Source organism: Streptomyces lacaronensis, from assembly GCF_047337785.1.
GTDB classification, from domain to species: Bacteria; Actinomycetota; Actinomycetes; order Streptomycetales; family Streptomycetaceae; genus Streptomyces; species Streptomyces lycopersici.
Genome location: NZ_JBLHDK010000003.1, coordinates 7,745,910 through 7,765,495, shown reverse-complemented (window position 1 = coordinate 7,765,495; position 19,586 = coordinate 7,745,910). Strand labels below are relative to the sequence as shown.

The following is a 19,586-nucleotide window of genomic DNA, read 5'->3' as shown; positions in this document are numbered from 1 at the left end:
TCGCGCTGCTACCGCTTACGCGGACGGGGAGTCCTTCTTCAGCTGCTCCTCGTTGGGGATCGCCCCGCCGAAGCGACGGTCCCGCGAGGCGTACTCCAGGCACGCCCGCCACAGGTCGCGGCGGTCGAAGTCCGGCCACAGCACGTCCTGGTACACCATCTCGGCGTACGCGCTCTGCCAGATCAGGTAGTTGGACGTCCGCTGCTCGCCCGACGGGCGCAGGAAGAGATCCACATCCGGCATGTCCGGGTAGTAGAGGTACTTCGCGAACGTCTTCTCGTTCACCTTCGACGGATCGAGGCGGCCTGCCCGGACGTCCTCCGCCAGCGCCTTCGCGGCGTCCGCGATCTCCGCACGGCCACCGTAGTTCATGCAGAAGTACATCGTCATGGCGTCGTTGTCCTTGGTCTGCTCCTGAGCGACCTGGAGCTCCTGCGCCACCGACTTCCACAGCTTCGGCATCCGGCCCGCCCAGCGGATCCGCACACCCATCGCGTCCATCTCGTCGCGGCGGCGGCGGATGACATCGCGGTTGAAGTTCATCAGGAAGCGCACCTCGTCGGGCGAGCGCTTCCAGTTCTCGGTCGAGAAGGCGTAGAGGGAGAGGTTCTTGACCCCCATCTCGAGGCAGCCCTTGAGCACGTCCATCACGACGCCCTCGCCGACCTTGTGCCCCTCGGTGCGCGGCAGCCCGCGCTCCTTGGCCCAGCGGCCGTTGCCGTCCATCACGCAGGCCACGTGCTGCGGCACCAGCTCACCGGGGATCTTCGGCGGCCGGGCGCCGGACGGGTGCGGTTCCGGGGTCCGGTACTCGCGCCGCTGTCGGCCCAGAAACCCGCGTCCTGCGATGCCTGCCATGTCTCCCTCAGCCCTTGCTCTCTGTGCTGCTACTGCTACTTCTCTACGTACCGCAGCGACCGAAGTCCCCGCTCCAGGTGCCAGTGCAAATACGCCGCCACGAGCCCGCTGCCCTCCCGGGCATGCCGCAGCTCACACGCGTCCGCCGTCTCCCAGTCCCCGGTCAGCAGCGCGCCCAGCAGCGTCAGCGACTCCGCCGAGGGTACGACGCTTCCGGGCACCCGGCACTCTCCGCAGATGACCCCGCCCGCGCCGACCGAGAAGAACCGGTTCGGACCGGGCATCCCGCACTTGGCGCAGTCGTCGAAACTCGGTGCGTAGCCGTTCACGGCGAGGGAACGGAGCAGAAACGCGTCCAGGACGAGATGCGGCTCATGATCTCCGGCGGCGAGGGTGCGCAGCGCGCCGACGAGCAGCAGATACTGCTGTACGGCGGGCTCGCCCTCGTGGTCGGTGAACCGCTCGGCCGTCTCCAGCATGGCCGTACCGGCGGTGTAGCGGGCGTAGTCGGTGACGATCGACCCACCGTACGGAGCGATGGTCTCGCTCTGCGTACACAGCGGCAGCCCGCGACCGATCAGCTCGCCACCACCGCGCGAGAAGAACTGCACGTCAACATGGCTGAACGGTTCGAGCCGCGCCCCGAACTTCGACTTCGTCCGCCGCACGCCCCGCGCCACGGCGCGGACGCGGCCGTTGTTACGGGTGAGCAGGGTGATGATCCGGTCCGCCTCGCCCAGCTTCTGGGTGCGCAGCACGATGCCGTCGTCGCGGAACAGACTCATGGCGCCCATTGTCCCCTAGCGGGACAGCTGATCGAACCGCCCGGCCCGGACGGCCCGGACCAGCGCCCGGAGGGCGGCGGGGGTGGTCGCGATCACGGTCTGCGGTTGGTCGCTCTCGCGGAGGAGGATCGCGGTGACGTTCGGGACCTGGGCCAGCTCGACGCAGTTGTGCTCAGCGTCCTCCCCCGAGTACGAGGACTTGCGCCAGTACATGTCAGGGCATCTCCGTGGGGTCAAAGTTGCTGCGTTATCTCGTGAATGAAGCCGACCGTGTCCTCTGGCGTGAGCGCCAGGGCTTCCATTTGGTCCAAGATACGGCCGTAGCGCTCCAGGTGAGCCTCCGAGTCGAGGAAGGCCGAACCCGAGGGCGTATCGGCTTGGACGGTGTCCAGCCGCCGGACCGGTCCGGACACATGGAGCATGCTGATGCCCGGATTGGAAAACCCGCCGGCCGAGAACGGGACCACTCGCACGGTCAGGTTATCCCGCTCCGATGACTCGATCAGATGCTCCAGCTGCCCTCGCATCACCTTCGGACCGCCGAACCTCATCCTCAGCGCGGCCTCATGGATAAGGAAAGTGCAGTGCGGCGGATCATCCCGGTCCAGCACATCTCGGCGCCTCAGTCGATACGAAATGCTGGCCCGCAACTGCGCGGCAGTGGGCCTGGACGTGGCCGTGGCGAACACGGCTTTCGCGTAGTCCTCCGTCTGAAGGAGGCCCGGAACATGCATGATCTGCGCTGAACGCATCGCCACCGCGTGGTGCTCGAGTTCGGCCAGATCGAGTGCGCTCGCGGGTGTCCTGCCGCGATAGTCCTCCCACCAGCCGCGGACGCGCTCCTCGTTCATGGCCACGAGGGCGTCGATGTAGGCCCGATCCATGCAGGAGTAGATGGTCGCGAGCGTCCTGATCCGCTCCTCGCTCACCCCGAACCGCGCGGCCTCGATGTTGCTGATCCGGGTCCGGTTCACGCCGAGGTGCTCACCGGCTTCCGCGACGCTCATCCCGGCCCGCTCGCGCATCTTGCGCAGCTCCGTTCCGAGGCGTCGCTGCCTCGCGGTCGTGGCCACCCTCTGCCCCATGCGGACTCCTCCCTACGCACCCAGGCAACCCTGTCACCCTTCCAGATCCATACAGGTTCCACCATAACGGTGGAACCCGTTACCCGACATGCTCTATGGTGCCCATCACAGCGTGAGGAATCAACTACGCACCGCGTTGGGAGCACCACCATGCCTGAAACCGCCGAACCCCCGTACGCCTACCGGTTCAGCGCCCCCAACTCCCCCAAGAGCCCCAGGGTCTGCCGCGACGCCATCGCCGCCCTCCTCCAGGCCAACGACCTGCACGACCTCGCGGACACGGCGAAACTCCTGGTCTCCGAGGCCGTGACGAACGTCAATCAGCACACCAACACCCAGCTGATCCACATCGACACCCTCGTCCGCGACCGCATCGCGACGATCGCCGTACGCGACGGCTCCCCGGAACGCCACCCGTACCCCCGCGACGCGGCGCCCGACGAGGAGGGCGGGCGCGGGCTGTTCCTGATGCGGGAGCTGGCTTACGCATGGGGCGTCACCTGGGAGAACGGGCTGCGCCCCACCGGCAAACACATCTGGTTCGAGCTCCGCGAACCAGTCACCGAATGATCAGAGGGAGGACGCCCATGCCGCGCGAGTCGACCACCTTGCCGGAGTACTGGGACACCTACAAGCCGTACCGCGAGGAGGGCGAGCAGCCGACGCCTGACGTTGAGACCTTCGCGTGGACCCAGTACGACGGGCACGGCCCCGGCGAGGAGTTCCTGGGCAGCCCGCGTACCGCGCTGGAGCTGGGCTGCGCCGAGGGCAAGGAGGCCGTGTACCTCGCTCGTACGTACGACGCGGTCTTCTCCATCTGGGGCGCGCTCTGGTTCACCGACCCCGACGACCTGATCCCACTGATCGCCAAGCGCCTCAGCCCAGGCGGCACCCTTGACTTCTCGCAGGCCGAGCCGCTCGATGGCTACTACGGCCCGCAGCCGATGTACGGGAACGGTCTCGCGGGCCGCAAGCTCACCCTCCTGCGCTGGTCGTACCCGCCACAGTGGTGGGCCGACCTGCTCAAGCGGACCGGGTTCGTCGACATCGACGCCCGCGTGCTCCCCGCGCCCAGGCCGGAAGACGTCGGCACCCTCATGGTGCGCGCGAGCGCTCCGAAGTGAGTGCGAGTGGCTGGAGAGGACCGGCTCGCCTCCGGATGGATCCACGGGGGGTCAGCGGACGCGCGGCAGCGTGTAGCCGCGCCTGAGCCCGAACCGGGAGATGACCAGCAAGACGGCCAGTTCGCCGAGTATCAGCAGATAGACCCCGCCCTTCAGCAGCACCGAGTCCAGCAGCCTGCCACGCGAGCCGTATCCCCAGTCATCGCCGGCGAACACGGTGGCGCCCTTCCTCGTCGGCTCGGCGCCCGCGTCGACGTCCCCCTCGCCGGTACGCCCGCCGGAGAACCGCCATGTCGCGCGGCAGGTGTACTGCGGGGTGCCCTTGTAGCTGTGAGTGGAGCACCGCCGTACATCCAGCACGTCGGCCCGGTCCCCCGTGACCAACCGCTCAGCTTCCTGGTACTGCCACAGGCCCCACCCGACGAGGGCGGCCAAACTCAAGGCGACCAGCAGCCGGAAGATCAGCTTCCGAGGCCGCTTCCCCGGTCGCTCAAGCATCCCCGTCGGATCCGGTTCCATCCCCACCACACCCCCACCATCGCCATAATCGAGGCAAAGGTAGCCGGGGAATCACGCATTCAGTCTCCGCGAACGGGACTCCGTGTCGTTTTGCGGGGCCAGTGAAGCCAGTGTGGTGGGCCGGACCGCGTCGGTGGCGGTTGAGCCGAGGAGGAGGTCGGTCAGGTTGTGGGGCTGGGCCTGTTCATCGGTGGGGGTCGCCGCGGTGATGCGGTCCAGGCGGAAGCCTCGGCCGGCGCGGCGGGTGCGGCACCAGGCGATGAGGTACCAGCGGCCTTCGGCGGTGAGGAGTCCGGACGGTTCCACGACGCGGTCGGTTTCGCGTCCGGACGCGTCGGTGTAGGACAGCCGCAGCGCCACGTTGTGGGTGAGGGCCTGTTCCACGGCGGTGCGGATCTCGGAGTCGGTCCGGGTCGGCCGCGTGACGATTCGTGCGGCGAGTTCGCGGGCCGCCGTCGAGGCGGGGCCGGTCATCGAGGCCGCGATCTTCTGGGCCGCGGTGCGGGCCGCGCCCGCGTAGGGGGTGGCGGGGCCGACAGCGGCGAGTGCGGCGGTCAGTGCGGAGGCTTCTTCGGCGGTGAAGTGGATTGGGGGCAGGGTCATCTCCGGGGAGATGGACCAGCCCCCGCCCCGCCCGGGTGTGGTGCGCACCGGAACGCCGGTCTCCATCAGCGTCTGGAGGTCGCGCTGCACCGTGCGGGTGCTGATGTCGAATCGCGCGGCGAGCGCCGCGACCGTCAGTGGCCGTGGCGCGGCCGCGCGCAACTCCTCCACCAGTGCGTACAGCCGGGCGGTGCGGTTCATGGGGCCGACGCTACCGTCACGCGGTGGGACGCCACCGTCACGCGGTGGCCAGGAAGTCCCGCTCGCGCCGCTGTTCCCGCTCGGTGATGGTGAGGGGGAACAGGGTGAAGCCGTGCATCGCGCCGGCGATGACGTCGAGCCGTACGGGCGCGCCTGCCGACCGCCAACGCTGGGCCAGGAACAGGGAGTCGTCCAGCAGCGGGTCCTCGGTGCCGACGACGAGGCGGGCGGGTGGCAGACCGGCCAGGTCCGCGAAGAGCGGGGAGACCTCGGGGTCGCGGCGCTGCTCCGCCCCCATCCCCGGCGTGAACAGCTCATAGGCGCCCCGGAGCGAATCGGTGTTGCTCAGCAGCGGTCGGGGGCCGAACAGCCGCAGGCTCGGTGTCATCGACAGGTCGTAGGGGCCGAAGAGCAGGTGCGCCGCCCGGAACGCGCCGGTGATGCCGTGCCGGTCACGAAGGCGCAGCAGCGTCAGGACGCTGAGGTGGGCACCGGCCGATTCACCGCCGATCAGCAGCCGTTCCGTACCGAACTCGGCCGCGGCGTGCTCCACCAGCCACCGGGCGACCGCTTCGCAGTCGTCGGGCCCTGCGGGGAACGGGTGTTCCGGCGCCAGGCGGTACTCCACGCTCACCACCGCCAGCCGTGCCTCCACGGCAAGCCGCCAGAGCCTTTCATCCTGCCCGTCCGCGGCGCCGAACGCCCAGCTGCCACCATGGATGTGCAGATACACGCCGTCGACACGGTCCGGCACGAACGTCCGCACCTTCACCCCGCCCGCGACGACGCGGTCCTGGCCCTGCTCCAGCCTCACCGGTGGGGTGTCGGCGCCGAGCCGGTTGCGCCGCAGGAGTGCCAGTGTGGCCGCGCTCGGCACCCGCCCACGGGCGGGTTGGCTCGCCGCGTCGGCCTCGAACTTCTCGTTGAAGGCCAGGGTTTCGGCGAGGCAGTCCTCATCCGTGATCGTCATGCCGCCAATATCTGTGATCGTCATGCCACCGACGTTCGCAGCCGTCCGCGACAACACCCTGTCACCCTTTCTCTGTGATCTACGTCATGCCCCGTGCGATGTCGCTGCCGCGATGTCACAACCGTGTGCTGGACGCGATCTGGGCCGGTCACAACCCGGCGGAGGGAGGGCAGTTGGCGGCTCGGCGGCGTTCTCCATTGCGCACACTGGTGGTGCGGGGCAGGTCAGCGACGAGTTGGGGGGATACGCCATGGCGGCAGGCTGCCGGGACTGTGAGACGTGTACGAGGTCGTGGCTGGGGCGGCTGCTCCAGAACGCGGCGGTGGGGCTGATGCATGTGGTGACGATCGGCATCAGCTATCTGGTCAAGAAGGGGTTCAGGCGGCACTGCCCGCAGTGCGGGCACCTGCTGTCCAGGCACGCGCGCAGGGCGGACGGTTCGTTCCGGGACTAGGGCCTGCCCGGCGGACCTTGGCGCCTGCGGCGGCTGTTCCCCTCCCCGCCCCTTCCCGCAACTGGGGCTCCACCCCAGGCCCCGGGGTCTGGGGCCTGGGGTCTGGGGTCTGGGGTCTGGGTCCTGGAGGGGAAGCCCTGCCACGCCGCGGACACCCCGTTGGGCCTGCCCGGCGGATCGTGCCGGACAGGCCCTGGTCCCAAGGAGGGCTCAGCGCTTGAGCGTGAAGGTGAAGTCGCCGGTGAGCTTGGCGCTCAGCCGGACCGCCGAAACGAGTCTGCCCTCCGTGATCAGTCTCTCGACCTCGGCCCGCGAAAGACCGCAGCCCTCAGCGATCAGTCGCACCGGCCGGACGGGGATCCGCGCCGCGAAGCGGACCGAGACATCGATTACCTCGCGGTCCAGGTGATCCGATCCGCCGGTGTCGAGGCGCCAGGCGTTGTTCCAGTCGAGGGCGATGCGATTGCGGCGCCGTACGACCGGATCCTGGAGCAACTCGGCTGTCAGTCCAAGGTCGTTGTCATGCAGCCGGTCCAGCAGCTCGGGTCGTACGGAACGCACGTTCATCCGCTCCAGGACCGTGAGCTTCGCCGTTTCCCCGCAGGTGGTACAGAGCACGAGGAGCCAGGCGTCGATGAGCTTGTGGTTGGCGTTGACGCGGAATTTACCGCTTGCCCGGAAGCGCTCGGACGCGCACGCGTGGCATCGGCGGAGAACGAGCGGCAGGCAGGTGGGCATGACCACCCAGTTATTGAGCACAGAAGTACACCGGTTTCAGTGAGAAATCCGCAGCAAAAAGGAGCGCGGCGCATATGCGCGACACGCGACAAATCAGCGCTTGGGAGGTCTCACACGGTGTACAACGGCACGTCCTTGACTAGCCGACTTGGGTCGGCAGCACGGTAATGAGGCACAGCGGCGCTCTGCCACTGGTTTTCGAGCGCCTCACCGCCGCCCCTACGCCTGCTGGAGCCGACGGTGCAGGAGGCAGAACTCGTTGCCCTCGGGGTCGGTCAGGACGTGCCAGTTCTCGGTGCCGGTCTGACCGACGTCGGCGGGCCTGGCTCCGAGCGCGAGCAGCCGCTCCAGCTCGGCGTCCTGGTCGCGGTCGGTGGCGTTGACGTCGATGTGCAGTCGGAGCTTCTCGGGCCGGGGGTCGCTGCTGGGGCTGAGGACGAGGGTGGGCTGCAAGCCGCCGAAGCCGGCGTCGGGCGGCCCGATCTCGATGCTTCCGTCGTCCTCCCGGCCGAGTTCGACGTAGCCGAGGACATCGCTCCAGAACGCGGCGAGCCGCTCGGGGTCGACGCAGTCGAGGACCAGCTCACTGATACGGCATGCCATGCCGTCAGTCTACGGAGAGAACCCGGAAAGTCAGCGCGGCGGTGGAGTCACCGGAAGGTGGCTCCACCGCCGCGGCCGGGCGGGCATTGACGTTTACTCGTGGGCGCTGATCACACCGCGGGTGCTGAGCACGATGTACACGCCGTTGGCGTTGAGCCCGGCGTCGTGCCCGTTCGCCTCCATCGTGCCCATGACGTCACCGTGACCGATGATCTCCGCACGGTAGTGGCTCTCGCCGACCTTCGTTACCTTGGCCGTCCAGCCCTCGAGGTCGAAGGTGCCCGGCGCCCTGTGTTCGCCGCCCATCCAGGACTGGACCTCGCCGCCCCTGGTGAGCACGACATACATGCCGTTGGCGTCGAGCCCGGCGTCCTGCCCGTCCGTCTCGAACGTGGCCAGGACGTCACCGTCGTTGACGATCTTGAGGCGATACTCCTGGTCGCCGAGCTCGTAGATCTCGCCCGTGCTGCCGTCCGCCAGGGTCTCGGTGCGGTCCGGGGATGCCGCCTTGTCCTCAGCGCCCGCCTTGTCCTCGGCGCCCGCCTTGCTCTCAGTGCCCGCCCCGGTGTCGGCCTTGGCGTCGGAGCCCTTCGCTCCGGTGGAGGAGTCCGCGCTGCTGGACCCGGCGGAGGCCGCGGGCTTCGAGGCGTTGGCGTCCGAGTCGTTGCAGGCGGTCAGGCTGAAGCCGGCGGCTGCGATCAGGACCGCGGCGGCAACGCGCAGGGTGCGGCGACGAACGGTGCGGACAACGGTGCTGGAGCTCATTTCGGGTCCCCCCAGGGGCAATCGGTGTGGTGATCTCTTCGGTGCGTCACCCACTCTGGTCGGGCCCCCTACCGCAAGACTGCCGCCCCGCTAACGGTCCGCTAACCCGGGTGTGACCCGGGGACCAGGGGGACGCAAGCGACACTCCCGGGCGGAGCGAGATCGTCATGGGTACTCCTCGATATGTGGGGTGGGGTGCGCGATTGGACTGCGCGGTCGCGTTTCAGGCCTTGGCGGCGGCTTCCGCTTCGGCGGTGGCGTCGGGGGCCGCCGGTTCGGGGAGGCTGGGCAGGAGCAGGCACAGCGGGACGGCGACGGCGGTGAGGGCCACCGACCACCAGAACGCGGTGCCGAAGCCGTCGGCCAGGGCGCCCGGGGTGTGGGCGTCACCGGTGCTGTGCTGGAGGATGACGGCGAGGACGGCGATGCCCACGGCGCCGCCGAGCTGCTGGGCGACGCGGGTGATGACGCTGGCGTCGGGGATCTCCCCGTGTTCAAGACCGACGTACGCGGCGCCCATGGGCGCGATCATGGCGGCGCCCAGAGCGATGCCGCGGACGAACAGCGCGGCCATGAGCAGGACTTCGCTGGTACCGGCGGTGACGAAGGCGAACGGCACGGTGGCCGCGGCGACGAAAGCGAACGCCGCGAAGGCGACCCCGCGGGGGCCGATGCGATCGGTGTACGCACCCGCCAGCCCGCGGGCGAGGAGCGCGCCGACACCCTGCGGGATGAGCAACAGTCCGGCGCCGAGGGCGTCCTCGCCGCGGACCTGCTGAAAGTACAGGGGCAGCAGCATCATCGACCCGTACAGGGAGATGCCGCCCAGGAGGAGCAGGGTGGCGAAGGAGGCCACCGCGCGGTGGCGGAACAGCCGCACATTGACCAGGGCGCCGGTGGTGCGGGTCAGCGCCCAGGCGGTGAAGCCCCCGACCAGGGCGAGTCCGCCGATCAGCGGGATGAGGACCTTGGCGTCGGCGAAGCCCGCGCTGCCCTCGACCTGGGAGAGGCCGTAGACGAGGGCGGCGAAGCCCGGACAGAGCAGGAGCAGGCCGACGGTGTCCAGGCGGGCGCGGGAGCGGTTGGGCGCCGGTCGGTCGTTGGGCAGATCGCGCCAGGCGAGCCAGGCGCCGACGACGCAGAAGGGGATGTTGACGAAGAACAGCCAGCGCCAGTCGGCCAGATGCAGGATGAGGCCGCCCAGGACCGGGCCGAGGATCGGGCCGAGTGCGGTGGGCACGGTGATGATGGCCATGACCTTGCCGATATTGCGGCCCTGGGTGGCCTGCATGAGGAGCGTGGCCATGAGCGGCATCATGAGGCCGCCCGCGCCGCCCTGGACGACGCGGAAGGCGATGAGGCTGGTCGCGTCCCACGCCAGCGCGCTCAGGATCGAGCCGAGCAGGAAGACGACCAGGGCCGCGATCCACAGATGTCGGCCGCCGAGCCGTGACTGGGCCCATCCGGCGAGTGGGATGGTGACGAATACCGCCAGCAGATAGCCGGTGCTCACCCACTGGATGGTGGACAGCGGGGCATCGAGTTCCCTCGCCAGGTCGTTGAGCGCGACGCTGACGATGGTGGTGTCGAAGACGACGGCGAGGGCGCCAACGATGAGGGTGATCGCCATGCGCCACACGGCGGGGTCCACGCGATCGGGGTCCACGCGCTCGGGATTCACGCGATCGGGGTCCGCCGCCGTCGCTGCGGGGTCGGACCGGTTGGGGGGAGTGCTCATGAACGGCCACCCTTAAGATATAGCTGTCTATCTTACGGCGGCCAGAGTAGGGCGCTAGAATAAGAAAGGCAAGTCTATCTAAGGGAGGAACGCATGCCCGAGCGACGCCGCGGAGCGGCACTGGAGAAGGCGCTCCTCGACGCGGCCTGGGAAGAACTCACGGACACCGGCTACGCCAGGTTCACCATGGACGCCGTCGTCAAGCGCGCCGGCACCAGCCCGCCCGTTCTCTATCGCCGCTGGTCCAACCGCGACGACCTCGTCCGGGCAGCCATCGTCCACACCCTGAAGGAGTCCCGCCTCGACGTTCCCGACACGGGAAGCCTGCGGGAGGACATCCTCACCCTCATGCGGGAGATCAACTCCACCCGCGTCCAGTTCATCACCATCATGAGCATGCGCCTGGCCGACTACCACCAGGCGACCGGAAACAGCCCCGGCGAGCTGCGCGACCCCCTCGTGACGGGACGCGCGGAAGCTCTCGACGCACTCTTCGGCCGCGCCATCGACCGTGGCGAGATCAAACCGGAAGGCCTCACCGAACGCGTCAAGTCGCTCCCCTTCGACCTGCTGCGCCACGAAATCCTGACGACCTTCGCCCCCGTGCCCGACGACACCCTCGAAGAGATCGTGGACACGGTCTTCCTCCCCCTGGTGCGCTGACCACCGGCCCAGGCGGTTTCGCCGTGGCTCAGCCCCCTACGGCCACCAGGGTGTAGCGCACGGTCTCGCCCCGCAGCACACCGGAGGGCGTGACGAAGACCGCGTCCTCCGCGTAGTTGGCGCCGATGCTCTATCGAGTTGAATCGAGTTGATCGGCCAGATCGGCCAGGCCGTCGGCGTGCAGATCGAACCGGTCCGAGGGGCTGGGCGGGTCGCCGACGGGGCGGGCGACGTAGGCGGTGCGCAGTCCGAGAGCCTGTGCACCGCGCAGGTCCCAGGCGTGGGCGGCGACCATCAGCAGCCGCTCCGGCGGCCGTCCGGAGACGGTGACGGCCAGTTCGTAGACCGCCGGATCCGGCTTGTAGGTGCGGGCGTCCTCAGCGGACAGAGCCTGGTGCCAGCGCAGTCCGGCGTGGGCGTTGAGCCCCAGCAGCGCCGTCCGGCTCGCGTTGGAGAGGCCGATCAGCGGGAACCGCCCGGCGAGCCGGGCCAGCCCCGCCACCGTGTCGGACCACGGCGGGAGCCGACGGCCGGACAGGGCCAGCGCCGCCACGGCGGCCGGGTCGTCGACTCCGGCCGCGTCGGCGACGAGCCGGGCGGCTTCGCGGTCGAGGACCTCGGTGGTGACGTAGGGCCGGGCGTCGTCGAGGATGCGGCGCTGCTCGCGGTCGATATGCCGCTGCCACAGCGACAACAGCCGCTCGACCCCGGAATCGTCGAGCGCCGGGGCGAGTTCACGGATACCGGCGCGGATGCCGGTGGGTTCGTCGACGAGCGTGCCGAGCACATCGAAGACGACGGCGTCGATCTCCAGATCTGACATGGGCAAGGTCTCCTGACGGAGCGGGAGGGGGGCGGGGCTGAGGCTGGGACTGGGGCGGGGGGCCGGCGGTCGGCGCGACACGTAAGGGTTAAAGTTGTGTTTAGCCGAACGTAGCGAGGAGTGCGTCAGCGATGCAAGTGGCGTTGGACGATTACGTCTGGGCGGCGGGGATCGCGACCGAGCTGGTCAACACCACCGCCGAGGTCTGGCGCGGCGACGACCGCCTGCCCGACCTGGCCGCCCTCGTCGCGTTCACCGAGCCGCACGGCGACCGGCCCGGAGGTGACGACGACGCCCCGGGCGCGCTGGCCGAACTCGCCCGCCGGGGACGCCCAGCCGACCTCCACGCGGTGCACGCGCTGCGGACCACCGTGCGGGACCTGATCGATCACCCCGACCGCGACCGCCTCATCGCCGGTGCCACCCGGCTCACTTCGTCCGCCCGGGGCGCCACCCTGATACCGGACCCCGCACACGAGGGCCGCATCCGGTGGGCCGTCCCGCTCCGGGACGGGGCGACCATCGCCGACGCTCTCTCACTGATCTGCGGCATGGGCGTCCTCGGGGTCGTCCACACCCTCGGCGAGCGGCGGTTCCGCCCGTGCACCGCACCCACCTGCCGGGGAGCGTTCATCGACACCACCCGGCCCGGCAGCCGCCGCTATTGCATGCCCGGACTGTGCGGCAACCGCGTCAACGTCGCCAACCACCGCGCCCGCCGAACCGCGACGCGCGACCGGCCCGCCGGTTCCCGCGACCTGCCCACCAGCCTCGAGTAAGTCGGTCACCGAGGGCGCCCGTCGGCAATTGCGGCCACCCTATTAGGGGGTGACGAAAACCGGCCACATGCTCACCATGCGGCACCTCGATGCCCTGGTGGGATCAGAGGTTCCGCTATCAGAACGCACCGGGAGATCGGGTCCGGAGTCGAGGTTTTTCATTCTTCTGAACGGCCAGAACAGTGTTGCGAATAACACATATTCACCCCTTGTAGTGCATCCGAACCCCACAGAAAAACACTATCCTCGGTCCAGTCGTTGACTGGGCGGAGGCCGGAACAGCGACGCTGTCCGCACATCCGTGGGGTCAACGACGAAGTAAGCGGGCGTGGTTCTCCACGTCTGGTGAGGGCCGCCGCCCCTGCTCCAACTGCCAGGAAGGGAGGGGCGGCGGTTTCCGGCCAACACCGGTCATTGCGCACCGCTCGCGCACACCATCCGCAGGTGATTTGCATTCGCGATCACCACGTTGCATCGGCCATGGATAGATCGCTCGGGCAATCACTTAGCCGGGCAGCGGGCAGCCGCCAATTTGAGCGGCAATTGGCCGCCGCCGGAGAGCAAAAAACTCCTGCTGAGCGGCGCCGCACCCCATACCGGACATGACGCTTTCGCGAAGACGCGCCGAATACGCCGGGCAAGCGGCTTGTGGGGGGTTTCATCCTCACCTGGAATGTGGCGTTGGCCATACCGAACACGGGCCCAACTGACGCGTTAAGTGCATTTACGTTCGCTTCCAATCGCAAAGTTGCGGAATACCCGTCGGTAAGTATGGCCGCTATGGTCGGCGATGAGAGCTATGCGGATCAATGTCCCTGAAGCGGAGGGGAATTGTAGTGTCACCCTCCGACAGCTGACGGCTGACGCTTTGTCAGTGGTTAGTGCGGGTTTAGTTGCGCCGAGCGACTTGGCTGCGTTAACTACACGACACCTGTCCGCGGGCAGGCGTACGTTCCGACGTGGTGTTCCCCCCTTCCTGGCAGTTGGAGCCGAACACCCCGTCAGTCCCTCACCAGGCGGGCCCCGGCACATGGCCGAGGGCCACGAAATCCAAGGAGAATCCGCATGGCCGAACGCAAGCGCCGGCGCCACCTCGAGGTCAACCTCGACGAGCACGTGACCTTCTCCGTCCGCATCTCCCCCAAAGCGCTTCGGTGGGCCTGGGCCGTGTGCATCACGGTGGGCAGCACCGCTTGGTACACGCTGACGCACTAGGCCCTCCACGGGGCGGCGAGGCCGAGAAGTTGATCAAGCGCTCCGGAAGCGCGTCGGAAGCGCTCCGGAAGCGCTCCGGCCGAATCCACGCCCTGAGCGGCGCCCCCGCCATGAGAGACGCAGGTCACATCCGGTCCTGTCACATCTCTCCGAGCCGTTCCGTCAGGGAGGTGTAACCACGGCAATCGCATAGGAGAGCCCATCATGGACGCTCGCTTGAACCTCTTCGGCAACCCGCTCCTCGGCACCTTCCTGAAGCACCTCAACGCCGCGGGCAAGGTGATCTCGGACTCGGCGCTGCCGGCCGCGACGCAGGAGCTGGTGAAGATCCGCGCCAGCCAGATCAACGGCTGCGGTTTCTGCACCGACATGCACACCAAGGACGCCGCGAAGGCCGGGGAGACCTCGACGCGCCTCAACCTCGTCGCGGTCTGGCGGGAGGCCACGGTGTTCACCGACGCCGAGCGCGCCGCCCTGGAGCTGGCGGAGCAGGGCACCCGCATCGCCGACGCGGCCGGTGGTGTCACGGACGAGGCGTGGTCGAACGCCGCCAAGTACTACGACGAGGAGCAGCTCGCCGCACTGGTGTCGATCATCGCCGTCATCAACACCTACAACCGGCTGAACGTCATCGTCCAGCAGCCCGCCGGGGGCTACCAGCCCGGTCAGTTCGGGTGAGGTCCGGCGTCCTCCTGCGGGGCGCCGGCGAGCATCCGTGGAGACGGACGCCGCACGTCCGATGGAAGTCGGTATGGTGCTGTACGGGGGTCACACCATGCTCGACTTCGTCGGTCCGCACCTGGCCTTCGCCAGCGCGGCACATCCTGTTCGTCCCCCGGTGGGCGCGTCGACGACGGCGTCGAGGTGTCGGGCGAGCGCCGAAGTGGTGGCCCGCTTCGCCCAGTTCGCCGAGGCCGCCTTCGGCGAACGCCTCGACGAGAGCATCGCCCGCGCCGTCTCGCAGGTGCTGGAGCGGCGCGCCGCGCCGAGCGACGCGTGACGGGCGCTCACCTCGGTATGCGCCTCGCCGCCGCCGACCGGCGTCGCCGCCGACCGGCGCGTCTCCCGCCCGCCGACCGATCCTGTACGACCATGGGTCCCACGGGGCTGAACATGCCCCACGGCGTTCCGACGCCGTGGGTCTCGGCTGTTCTACGGAGTACTGATGATCACAGTGCTGGGTGCCACCGGCGGCCAGGGCGGCGCGGTGACACGGGCCTTGCTGTCATCGGGCCACAGCGTCCGGGCCGTGGTCCGTGACCGCGAGGAGCCCAAGGCACGTCGGCTCGCCCAGCAGGGCGTGGACGTGGTCGTCGGCGACCTGAGCGACGCCGCGTCGCTGACGGCGGCCTTCGAGGGCTCGTCGGCGGCGTTCGCGGTGACGACGCCGTTCGAGTCGGGCACGGACGCCGAGGTACGGCAGGGGCAGGCGATCATCGAGGCCGCCGGCCGGGCCGCGCCGGCGCATCTGGTGCTCGCCTCGGTGGCCTCGGCGGACCGCTCCACCGGTATCCCCCACTTCGACAGCAAGGCGATCATCGAGCGGAACCTGGAGGCGGCGGGTCTGCCGTCGACCGTGGTCGCGCCGACGTACTTCTACGAGAACGCCCTGGGCAGCCGGGACGACATCGCCCAGGGCGTGCTGCCGCTCGCGCTCCCCGGTGACAGACCGCTCCAGCAGGCGGCCCTGCGCGACCTGGGCGCGGTGGTGGCCGCCGTGATCGCCGACCCCGGGCGGTGGATCGGGCGGCGGGTGGAGGTCGCGAGCGACGCGCCCACCCCCCGGCAGATGGCCGAGGCGCTCGCCTCGGCGGCCGGTGGCCCGGTGGAGTACCGCCAGGTGCCGCTGGACACGGTCCGTAAGGCGAGCGCGGACATGGGGGCCATGTTCACCTTCCTGGCGGAGACCGGCTACGACGTGGATCTGCCCCGGCTGCGCGCCGACTTCCCCGGTGTCGCCTGGACCTCCTTCGCGGCCTGGGCCGCCGAGCAGGAGTGGCCGCGGCCGCGCGGCTGAGCGAACGCTCCGACCGGTGGCCGCCGGGGACGGCGGGCCGCGCGTCGCCGGTGGCGGTCGGCCGGACCGGGCCGGCAGGTCACGCGCGGACCAGCACGATTGTCTCGTTGGGCACGACCGTCACGGCCGTCATCAGCCGGCGCCGGGACGACCTGGAGCACTCCGGCGCGGTTGACCGGCGCGCTCGCATAGCCGTGGGGGCGTGAGGTGAGGACGAAGTCGTTCCCCTCGTACTGCTCGATCTGCTCCCCGACCCACTTGGCCACATGGCGCCGGTCCTCCTCGCGGGCCACCTCGTCGAGGCCGTAAGGCAGCACCACGCAACGGCCCTCCTGGAGCTCGCGGTCGAACCAGCCCGGTGGCTCATCGCCCTTCAGCCGCCGCGGCCCCGCGCCTGCCCAGGCTCTTGAGGTCGATGAAGCAGTTCTCCCCCGGCCCCTCGGTCCCCGCTCCCCGTGCCGTCCCTTATACCCGCACGTGTTCGCCTCGCCCAATGGCCGCTCCGGATCAATCGGTGTGCGGGGGCGCCCCGGCTCCGAGTTGCGGGCCCAAACGCAGGGGGTGACGGTGGGCATAAGGGAGATGTGGGGCTCGGGGGGCTGTGGGGGCGGGTGAGACATCCCGGGGAGCACAGGGGAGCACACAGACCGCGCACAGGAGCGGAGAAAGGCAATGACGAACGGACCTGGGCCCGTGGGGCCCATGGGTAAGGAACCGAACGGGGAGCGGCCGCGGCAGCGGGCCGGTATGGCGCCGGGGGCGCGGCAGACCGAGTACACCGGGCGGTATGTGGTCCTGCTCGATCAGCAGGAGCCCGACCGCGGTATGGAGGCGCTGCGCTCGTCCGTGGGGATCTCGTCCGTGGAGCGCGTCCGCGGGGCCGAGCCCGGAGCCGCGGAGCTGTTGGGGCGCGCCGATGTGTCGGTGGTCTTCGACGAACTCGGCGTCGCCGTCGTCGATGTGCGGCCGGACCAGCGCCATGCGCTGGTCACCGCGGCGGAGGCGGAGCCGACGATCATCGCGACGGAGCCGGAGCGCGTGGTGTACGCGTCGGTGATCACGGAGCCGCAGCGCACGCTGACCGGCTTCTTCCCGACGTACCGCAGCGACGATGACGAGGTGTCCCGGCACACCCGGGCCGAGCTCGCCACCTCACTGGGACCGGCGTGGGACGAGCGGAACACCACCTGGGGGCTCCAGGGGATCCGCGCCAACTGGTCGCATCTGACGGGCAGCGGGGTGAAGGTCGCCGTGCTGGACACCGGGGTGGACACCGACCACCCGGATCTGACCGGATGCGTCGAGGCGACCGCCTCCTTCGTGTCCGGGGCGAGCGTCGAGGACGGCCACGGCCACGGCACCCACTGCGTCGGCACCGTGGCCGGTCCGGCCAAGCCAGGGCACGCGCCCCGGTACGGGGTGGCCGGTGAGGCCCGGGTGCTGGTCGGCAAGGTGCTCAGCGACCAGGGCGTGGGCTCCGACGGCGAGATCCTGGCGGGGATGGCCTGGGCGGTCGCCCAGGGCGCCCGGGTGGTCTCCATGTCGCTCGGGGCTCCGGTGGAGCCGGGCGAGCTGTTCCCGCAGACCTACGAGAACGTGGCGCGGCGCGCGCTGCGGCGCGGCACCGTGATCGTGGCCGCGGCGGGCAACGAGAGCCGGCGGCCCGGCTTCGTGGCGCCGGTGGGGCGGCCCGCCAACTGCCCGTCCATCCTGGCGGTGGCGGCGCTCGGCAAGGACCTGGGGACCGCGTTCTTCTCCTGCGGCGCCATCAACGGCGCGGGCGGGGAGGTCAATATCGCCGCGCCCGGGGTCGACATCTTCTCGGCCGCGCCCGACGGCACGTACCAGACGATGAGCGGCACGAGCATGGCGACGCCGTATGCCGCCGGTGTGGTCACGCTGCTGGCGCAGGCGCATCCGGAGGCCTCGGCGGCCGACCTGACCACCCGTCTGCTGTCCGGCGCCCATCCGCTGGCGCAACCGGGCGCGGACATCGGCGCGGGTCTGCTCCAGGCTCCGTGAGCGGCGGCGCCATGGGGCAGACGGCACGGTCCGGGCCGGTCGGGGTCATCCTCTCGGTCGATCCGGACCGGTTCGCCCAGGTCGTGGAGGCCGCGCGCCGGGTCGGGCTGACGGTCACCGGTGAACAGCCGATCCTGGGCTCGCTGTCCGGGACGATCGCGGAGGACCGGATCCCGGTGCTGGAGGCGGTGGACGGCGTGGAGTCGGTGGACCGGGAGCAGATCGTCCGGCTGCCGCCGCCCGACGCGCTGCAGTGAGCCTCGGCTCCTGCCGCGTCAGACGTGGTCGAACGGCTCGGCGTACCTGAAGGGGCCCTTGACGGTCGGCTGATAGGCGGTCAGGGTCCGGACCTGGAAGTACTCGCCCCAGGCCGGATCCGGGGCCGTGATGCCGTACTCGACCGCCGGGCGGAAGCCGAACCGGCCGTAGTAGGCGGGGCTGCCCAGCAGGGCGACCAGCGATTCGCCGAAGGCGTCCGCGGCGCCGAGCACCGCGTGGACGAGCGCGAGGCCCACGCCACGGCCCTGATGGGCGGGGTGCACGCTGAGCGGGCCGAGGCCGAGGGCGAGGGCCAGGTCGGAGCCGACATGGCCGCGGGTGCACACGACATGTCCGATCACCTCGCCGCGGTCGCCGGTGGCGACGAACGACAGCGCGGGGAGCCAGCCGTCGCTGATCCGGAGCTCGTCCAGCAGTGTGGCCTCGATCGGAGGTGGGGGGTTCGAGCTGCTCGAGGCGTCCGAGGTGTCCGACTTCGCGAACGCGGCCGAGGTGACGGTCCGTACGGCGTCGATGTCGGAGCGGGTCTCTCGTCGGATCAACATCGGGTCAGGATGCGTCCGAACGCCGCACTACGGCAAACCAATTGTGCGCCCACGCGCGGGGCGGGCCACGCGGTCGGCCGTAATTGGTTCGACTCGGCGGCCGCGGCTCCGGCAGCCTCCCGTCATGGACCCCCATTACTGGCCCCTGTACGGTCTTCGCCTGCGTACGCCACGCCTGGAGCTGCGGCTTCCCGACACCCCCCTGCTCGACGAACTCGCCGCGGTCGCGGCGGGCGGGGTGCACGACCCGGACGAGATGCCCTTCGGCGTCCCGTGGACCGACGCGCCCCCGGAAGAGCGCGGACGCGCCACCTTCCAGCATGTGCTCCGCACGATCGCCGAATGGCGGCCGGAGCAGTGGACGCTGAGCCTCGCGGTGCTGCACGAGGGGGCGGTGATCGGGCGGCAGGACCTGTTCGCGACCGAGTTCGCCATCACGCGGGAGGCCGAGACCGGCTCCTGGCTGGGCGCCCCCCACCAGGGCAAGGGGCTGGGCACGGAGATGCGGGCGGCCGTGGCGCACCTGGCGTTCGAGGGGCTGGGCGCGCTGTCGCTGGTCTCCGGCGCGATGGTGGAGAACGGCCGCTCGCTGGGGGTGTCCCGGCGGCTCGGCTACCGCCCCGACGGGCTGTCCGTGCTCGCCGTAAGGGGCGAGGCCCGCACCCTTCAGCGGCTGCGGCTGGACCGCGCGGCCTGGGAGGAGCACCGCGCCACCCCGGTCGAGATCGCCGGACTGGAGCCGTGCCGCGCGCTGTTCGGCGCTCCCTGACGCCCTTCGAGAAGAACGCCCCGACGGCCGA

General features: G+C 70.0%; 25 protein-coding genes. 12 read left to right on the top strand and 13 right to left on the bottom strand.

Annotation, left to right across the window (positions count from 1 at the left end):
- Positions 1-15: 15 nt before the first annotated feature.
- The 4 genes from ACMTAK_RS33215 to ACMTAK_RS33200 are packed head-to-tail and all read right to left on the bottom strand — an operon-like array spanning position 16 to position 2,728.
- Positions 16-849, bottom strand: coding sequence for an isoprenyl transferase (locus tag ACMTAK_RS33215; protein WP_413813068.1), 834 nt, complete (start codon positions 847-849; stop codon positions 16-18).
- 44 nt (positions 850-893) lie between these two features.
- Positions 894-1,643, bottom strand: a complete 750-nt coding sequence (gene recO / locus ACMTAK_RS33210) for a DNA repair protein RecO (protein ID WP_044575559.1) — start codon at positions 1,641-1,643, stop codon at positions 894-896.
- A 15-nt stretch (positions 1,644-1,658) separates the two neighbouring features.
- Entirely contained in the window at positions 1,659-1,856 is a 198-nt protein-coding gene (locus tag ACMTAK_RS33205; protein WP_413809569.1) for a DUF397 domain-containing protein, read from the bottom strand.
- Positions 1,857-1,876: 20 nt separating this feature from the next.
- Complete coding sequence (locus ACMTAK_RS33200; RefSeq protein ID WP_413809568.1) at positions 1,877-2,728, bottom strand: helix-turn-helix domain-containing protein; 852 nt, start codon at positions 2,726-2,728, stop codon at positions 1,877-1,879.
- Positions 2,729-2,878: 150 nt separating this feature from the next.
- Here ACMTAK_RS33200 and ACMTAK_RS33195 point away from each other — a divergent pair, with 150 nt between their 5' ends.
- Positions 2,879-3,298, top strand: coding sequence for an ATP-binding protein (locus ACMTAK_RS33195; protein ID WP_413809567.1), 420 nt, complete (start codon positions 2,879-2,881; stop codon positions 3,296-3,298).
- A 17-nt stretch (positions 3,299-3,315) separates the two neighbouring features.
- Positions 3,316-3,852 (top strand): methyltransferase domain-containing protein, encoded by a 537-nt coding sequence (locus ACMTAK_RS33190; RefSeq protein WP_413809566.1) that lies wholly within the window; start codon positions 3,316-3,318, stop codon positions 3,850-3,852.
- Between the two features lie 51 nt (positions 3,853-3,903).
- On the opposite strand, the gene ACMTAK_RS33185 is transcribed toward ACMTAK_RS33190, so the two are convergent.
- From ACMTAK_RS33185 to ACMTAK_RS33175, 3 genes are all read right to left on the bottom strand, one after another.
- Positions 3,904-4,350 carry a hypothetical protein gene (locus tag ACMTAK_RS33185; protein WP_413809565.1) on the bottom strand — a complete coding sequence of 149 codons (447 nt, stop codon included), beginning with the start codon at positions 4,348-4,350 and terminating at the stop codon, positions 3,904-3,906.
- A gap of 72 nt (positions 4,351-4,422) precedes the next feature.
- On the bottom strand, positions 4,423-5,175 hold the full coding sequence (locus tag ACMTAK_RS33180) for a helix-turn-helix transcriptional regulator (RefSeq protein ID WP_413809564.1): 753 nt from the start codon (positions 5,173-5,175) through the stop codon (positions 4,423-4,425).
- A 37-nt stretch (positions 5,176-5,212) separates the two neighbouring features.
- A complete protein-coding gene (locus ACMTAK_RS33175; protein ID WP_413809563.1) occupies positions 5,213-6,145 on the bottom strand; it encodes an alpha/beta hydrolase in 933 nt (310 codons plus the stop codon).
- A gap of 250 nt (positions 6,146-6,395) precedes the next feature.
- Here ACMTAK_RS33175 and ACMTAK_RS33170 point away from each other — a divergent pair, with 250 nt between their 5' ends.
- Complete coding sequence (locus tag ACMTAK_RS33170) at positions 6,396-6,599, top strand: hypothetical protein (RefSeq protein ID WP_413809562.1); 204 nt, start codon at positions 6,396-6,398, stop codon at positions 6,597-6,599.
- Positions 6,600-6,809: 210 nt separating this feature from the next.
- Here ACMTAK_RS33170 and ACMTAK_RS33165 read toward each other — a convergent pair whose 3' ends face one another.
- The 4 genes from ACMTAK_RS33165 to ACMTAK_RS33150 form a co-directional block, all read right to left on the bottom strand.
- A complete protein-coding gene (locus ACMTAK_RS33165) occupies positions 6,810-7,358 on the bottom strand; it encodes a DUF1062 domain-containing protein (RefSeq protein ID WP_413809561.1) in 549 nt (182 codons plus the stop codon).
- A 198-nt stretch (positions 7,359-7,556) separates the two neighbouring features.
- Positions 7,557-7,940, bottom strand: a complete 384-nt coding sequence (locus ACMTAK_RS33160; RefSeq protein ID WP_413809560.1) for a VOC family protein — start codon at positions 7,938-7,940, stop codon at positions 7,557-7,559.
- Positions 7,941-8,033: 93 nt separating this feature from the next.
- Positions 8,034-8,705 (bottom strand): hypothetical protein, encoded by a 672-nt coding sequence (locus ACMTAK_RS33155; protein WP_413809559.1) that lies wholly within the window; start codon positions 8,703-8,705, stop codon positions 8,034-8,036.
- A 223-nt stretch (positions 8,706-8,928) separates the two neighbouring features.
- Positions 8,929-10,335 (bottom strand): MDR family MFS transporter, encoded by a 1,407-nt coding sequence (locus ACMTAK_RS33150; protein WP_413813067.1) that lies wholly within the window; start codon positions 10,333-10,335, stop codon positions 8,929-8,931.
- Between the two features lie 201 nt (positions 10,336-10,536).
- Here ACMTAK_RS33150 and ACMTAK_RS33145 point away from each other — a divergent pair, with 201 nt between their 5' ends.
- Positions 10,537-11,106: a TetR/AcrR family transcriptional regulator gene (locus tag ACMTAK_RS33145; RefSeq protein WP_413809558.1), complete on the top strand. Its 570-nt coding sequence runs from the start codon at positions 10,537-10,539 to the stop codon at positions 11,104-11,106.
- Between the two features lie 130 nt (positions 11,107-11,236).
- Here ACMTAK_RS33145 and ACMTAK_RS33140 read toward each other — a convergent pair whose 3' ends face one another.
- Positions 11,237-11,929, bottom strand: a complete 693-nt coding sequence (locus ACMTAK_RS33140; RefSeq protein WP_413809557.1) for a haloacid dehalogenase type II — start codon at positions 11,927-11,929, stop codon at positions 11,237-11,239.
- Between the two features lie 131 nt (positions 11,930-12,060).
- On the opposite strand from ACMTAK_RS33140, the gene ACMTAK_RS33135 reads away from it, so the two are divergent.
- The 7 genes from ACMTAK_RS33135 to ACMTAK_RS33105 all read left to right on the top strand — a co-directional run bounded on the left by ACMTAK_RS33135 (position 12,061) and on the right by ACMTAK_RS33105 (position 18,219).
- Positions 12,061-12,708, top strand: coding sequence for a CGNR zinc finger domain-containing protein (locus ACMTAK_RS33135; RefSeq protein WP_413809556.1), 648 nt, complete (start codon positions 12,061-12,063; stop codon positions 12,706-12,708).
- A gap of 1,065 nt (positions 12,709-13,773) precedes the next feature.
- Positions 13,774-13,923 carry a hypothetical protein gene (locus tag ACMTAK_RS33130; protein WP_020871413.1) on the top strand — a complete coding sequence of 50 codons (150 nt, stop codon included), beginning with the start codon at positions 13,774-13,776 and terminating at the stop codon, positions 13,921-13,923.
- Positions 13,924-14,127: 204 nt separating this feature from the next.
- A complete protein-coding gene (locus tag ACMTAK_RS33125; protein WP_413809555.1) occupies positions 14,128-14,601 on the top strand; it encodes a carboxymuconolactone decarboxylase family protein in 474 nt (157 codons plus the stop codon).
- A gap of 73 nt (positions 14,602-14,674) precedes the next feature.
- The gene (locus ACMTAK_RS33120; protein WP_413809554.1) at positions 14,675-14,923 is read left to right on the top strand and encodes a hypothetical protein; all 249 of its coding nucleotides are present in this window, start codon (positions 14,675-14,677) and stop codon (positions 14,921-14,923) included.
- A gap of 165 nt (positions 14,924-15,088) precedes the next feature.
- Positions 15,089-15,940 carry an NmrA/HSCARG family protein gene (locus ACMTAK_RS33115; RefSeq protein ID WP_413809553.1) on the top strand — a complete coding sequence of 284 codons (852 nt, stop codon included), beginning with the start codon at positions 15,089-15,091 and terminating at the stop codon, positions 15,938-15,940.
- A 702-nt stretch (positions 15,941-16,642) separates the two neighbouring features.
- The gene (locus ACMTAK_RS33110) at positions 16,643-17,962 is read left to right on the top strand and encodes a S8 family peptidase (protein ID WP_413809552.1); all 1,320 of its coding nucleotides are present in this window, start codon (positions 16,643-16,645) and stop codon (positions 17,960-17,962) included.
- An 11-nt stretch (positions 17,963-17,973) separates the two neighbouring features.
- The gene (locus ACMTAK_RS33105; protein WP_413809551.1) at positions 17,974-18,219 is read left to right on the top strand and encodes a hypothetical protein; all 246 of its coding nucleotides are present in this window, start codon (positions 17,974-17,976) and stop codon (positions 18,217-18,219) included.
- Positions 18,220-18,237: 18 nt separating this feature from the next.
- Here ACMTAK_RS33105 and ACMTAK_RS33100 read toward each other — a convergent pair whose 3' ends face one another.
- Positions 18,238-18,786, bottom strand: coding sequence for a GNAT family N-acetyltransferase (locus tag ACMTAK_RS33100; protein ID WP_413809550.1), 549 nt, complete (start codon positions 18,784-18,786; stop codon positions 18,238-18,240).
- 124 nt (positions 18,787-18,910) lie between these two features.
- Between ACMTAK_RS33100 and ACMTAK_RS33095 the strand changes: the two genes are divergently transcribed.
- Entirely contained in the window at positions 18,911-19,555 is a 645-nt protein-coding gene (locus ACMTAK_RS33095) for a GNAT family N-acetyltransferase (RefSeq protein WP_413809549.1), read from the top strand.
- Positions 19,556-19,586: the final 31 nt, after the last annotated feature.

Excerpts from the sequence above, each read along its gene's own strand:
- recO (WP_044575559.1), bottom strand. The coding sequence starts at position 1,643 with ATGAGTCTGTTCCGCGACGACGGCATCGTGCTGCGCACCCAGAAGCTG.
- ACMTAK_RS33205 (WP_413809569.1), bottom strand. The coding sequence starts at position 1,856 with ATGTACTGGCGCAAGTCCTCGTACTCGGGGGAGGACGCTGAGCACAAC.
- ACMTAK_RS33200 (WP_413809568.1), bottom strand. The coding sequence starts at position 2,728 with ATGGGGCAGAGGGTGGCCACGACCGCGAGGCAGCGACGCCTCGGAACG.
- ACMTAK_RS33195 (WP_413809567.1), top strand. The coding sequence starts at position 2,879 with ATGCCTGAAACCGCCGAACCCCCGTACGCCTACCGGTTCAGCGCCCCC.
- ACMTAK_RS33190 (WP_413809566.1), top strand. The coding sequence starts at position 3,316 with ATGCCGCGCGAGTCGACCACCTTGCCGGAGTACTGGGACACCTACAAG.
- ACMTAK_RS33185 (WP_413809565.1), bottom strand. The coding sequence starts at position 4,350 with ATGCTTGAGCGACCGGGGAAGCGGCCTCGGAAGCTGATCTTCCGGCTG.
- ACMTAK_RS33180 (WP_413809564.1), bottom strand. The coding sequence starts at position 5,175 with ATGAACCGCACCGCCCGGCTGTACGCACTGGTGGAGGAGTTGCGCGCG.
- ACMTAK_RS33175 (WP_413809563.1), bottom strand. The coding sequence starts at position 6,145 with ATGACGATCACGGATGAGGACTGCCTCGCCGAAACCCTGGCCTTCAAC.
- ACMTAK_RS33170 (WP_413809562.1), top strand. The coding sequence starts at position 6,396 with ATGGCGGCAGGCTGCCGGGACTGTGAGACGTGTACGAGGTCGTGGCTG.
- ACMTAK_RS33160 (WP_413809560.1), bottom strand. The coding sequence starts at position 7,940 with ATGGCATGCCGTATCAGTGAGCTGGTCCTCGACTGCGTCGACCCCGAG.
- ACMTAK_RS33155 (WP_413809559.1), bottom strand. The coding sequence starts at position 8,705 with ATGAGCTCCAGCACCGTTGTCCGCACCGTTCGTCGCCGCACCCTGCGC.
- ACMTAK_RS33150 (WP_413813067.1), bottom strand. The coding sequence starts at position 10,335 with ATGGCGATCACCCTCATCGTTGGCGCCCTCGCCGTCGTCTTCGACACC.
- ACMTAK_RS33145 (WP_413809558.1), top strand. The coding sequence starts at position 10,537 with ATGCCCGAGCGACGCCGCGGAGCGGCACTGGAGAAGGCGCTCCTCGAC.
- ACMTAK_RS33140 (WP_413809557.1), bottom strand. The coding sequence starts at position 11,929 with ATGTCAGATCTGGAGATCGACGCCGTCGTCTTCGATGTGCTCGGCACG.
- ACMTAK_RS33135 (WP_413809556.1), top strand. The coding sequence starts at position 12,061 with ATGCAAGTGGCGTTGGACGATTACGTCTGGGCGGCGGGGATCGCGACC.
- ACMTAK_RS33130 (WP_020871413.1), top strand. The coding sequence starts at position 13,774 with ATGGCCGAACGCAAGCGCCGGCGCCACCTCGAGGTCAACCTCGACGAG.
- ACMTAK_RS33125 (WP_413809555.1), top strand. The coding sequence starts at position 14,128 with ATGGACGCTCGCTTGAACCTCTTCGGCAACCCGCTCCTCGGCACCTTC.
- ACMTAK_RS33120 (WP_413809554.1), top strand. The coding sequence starts at position 14,675 with ATGGTGCTGTACGGGGGTCACACCATGCTCGACTTCGTCGGTCCGCAC.
- ACMTAK_RS33115 (WP_413809553.1), top strand. The coding sequence starts at position 15,089 with ATGATCACAGTGCTGGGTGCCACCGGCGGCCAGGGCGGCGCGGTGACA.
- ACMTAK_RS33110 (WP_413809552.1), top strand. The coding sequence starts at position 16,643 with ATGGGTAAGGAACCGAACGGGGAGCGGCCGCGGCAGCGGGCCGGTATG.
- ACMTAK_RS33105 (WP_413809551.1), top strand. The coding sequence starts at position 17,974 with ATGGGGCAGACGGCACGGTCCGGGCCGGTCGGGGTCATCCTCTCGGTC.
- ACMTAK_RS33100 (WP_413809550.1), bottom strand. The coding sequence starts at position 18,786 with ATGTTGATCCGACGAGAGACCCGCTCCGACATCGACGCCGTACGGACC.
- ACMTAK_RS33095 (WP_413809549.1), top strand. The coding sequence starts at position 18,911 with ATGGACCCCCATTACTGGCCCCTGTACGGTCTTCGCCTGCGTACGCCA.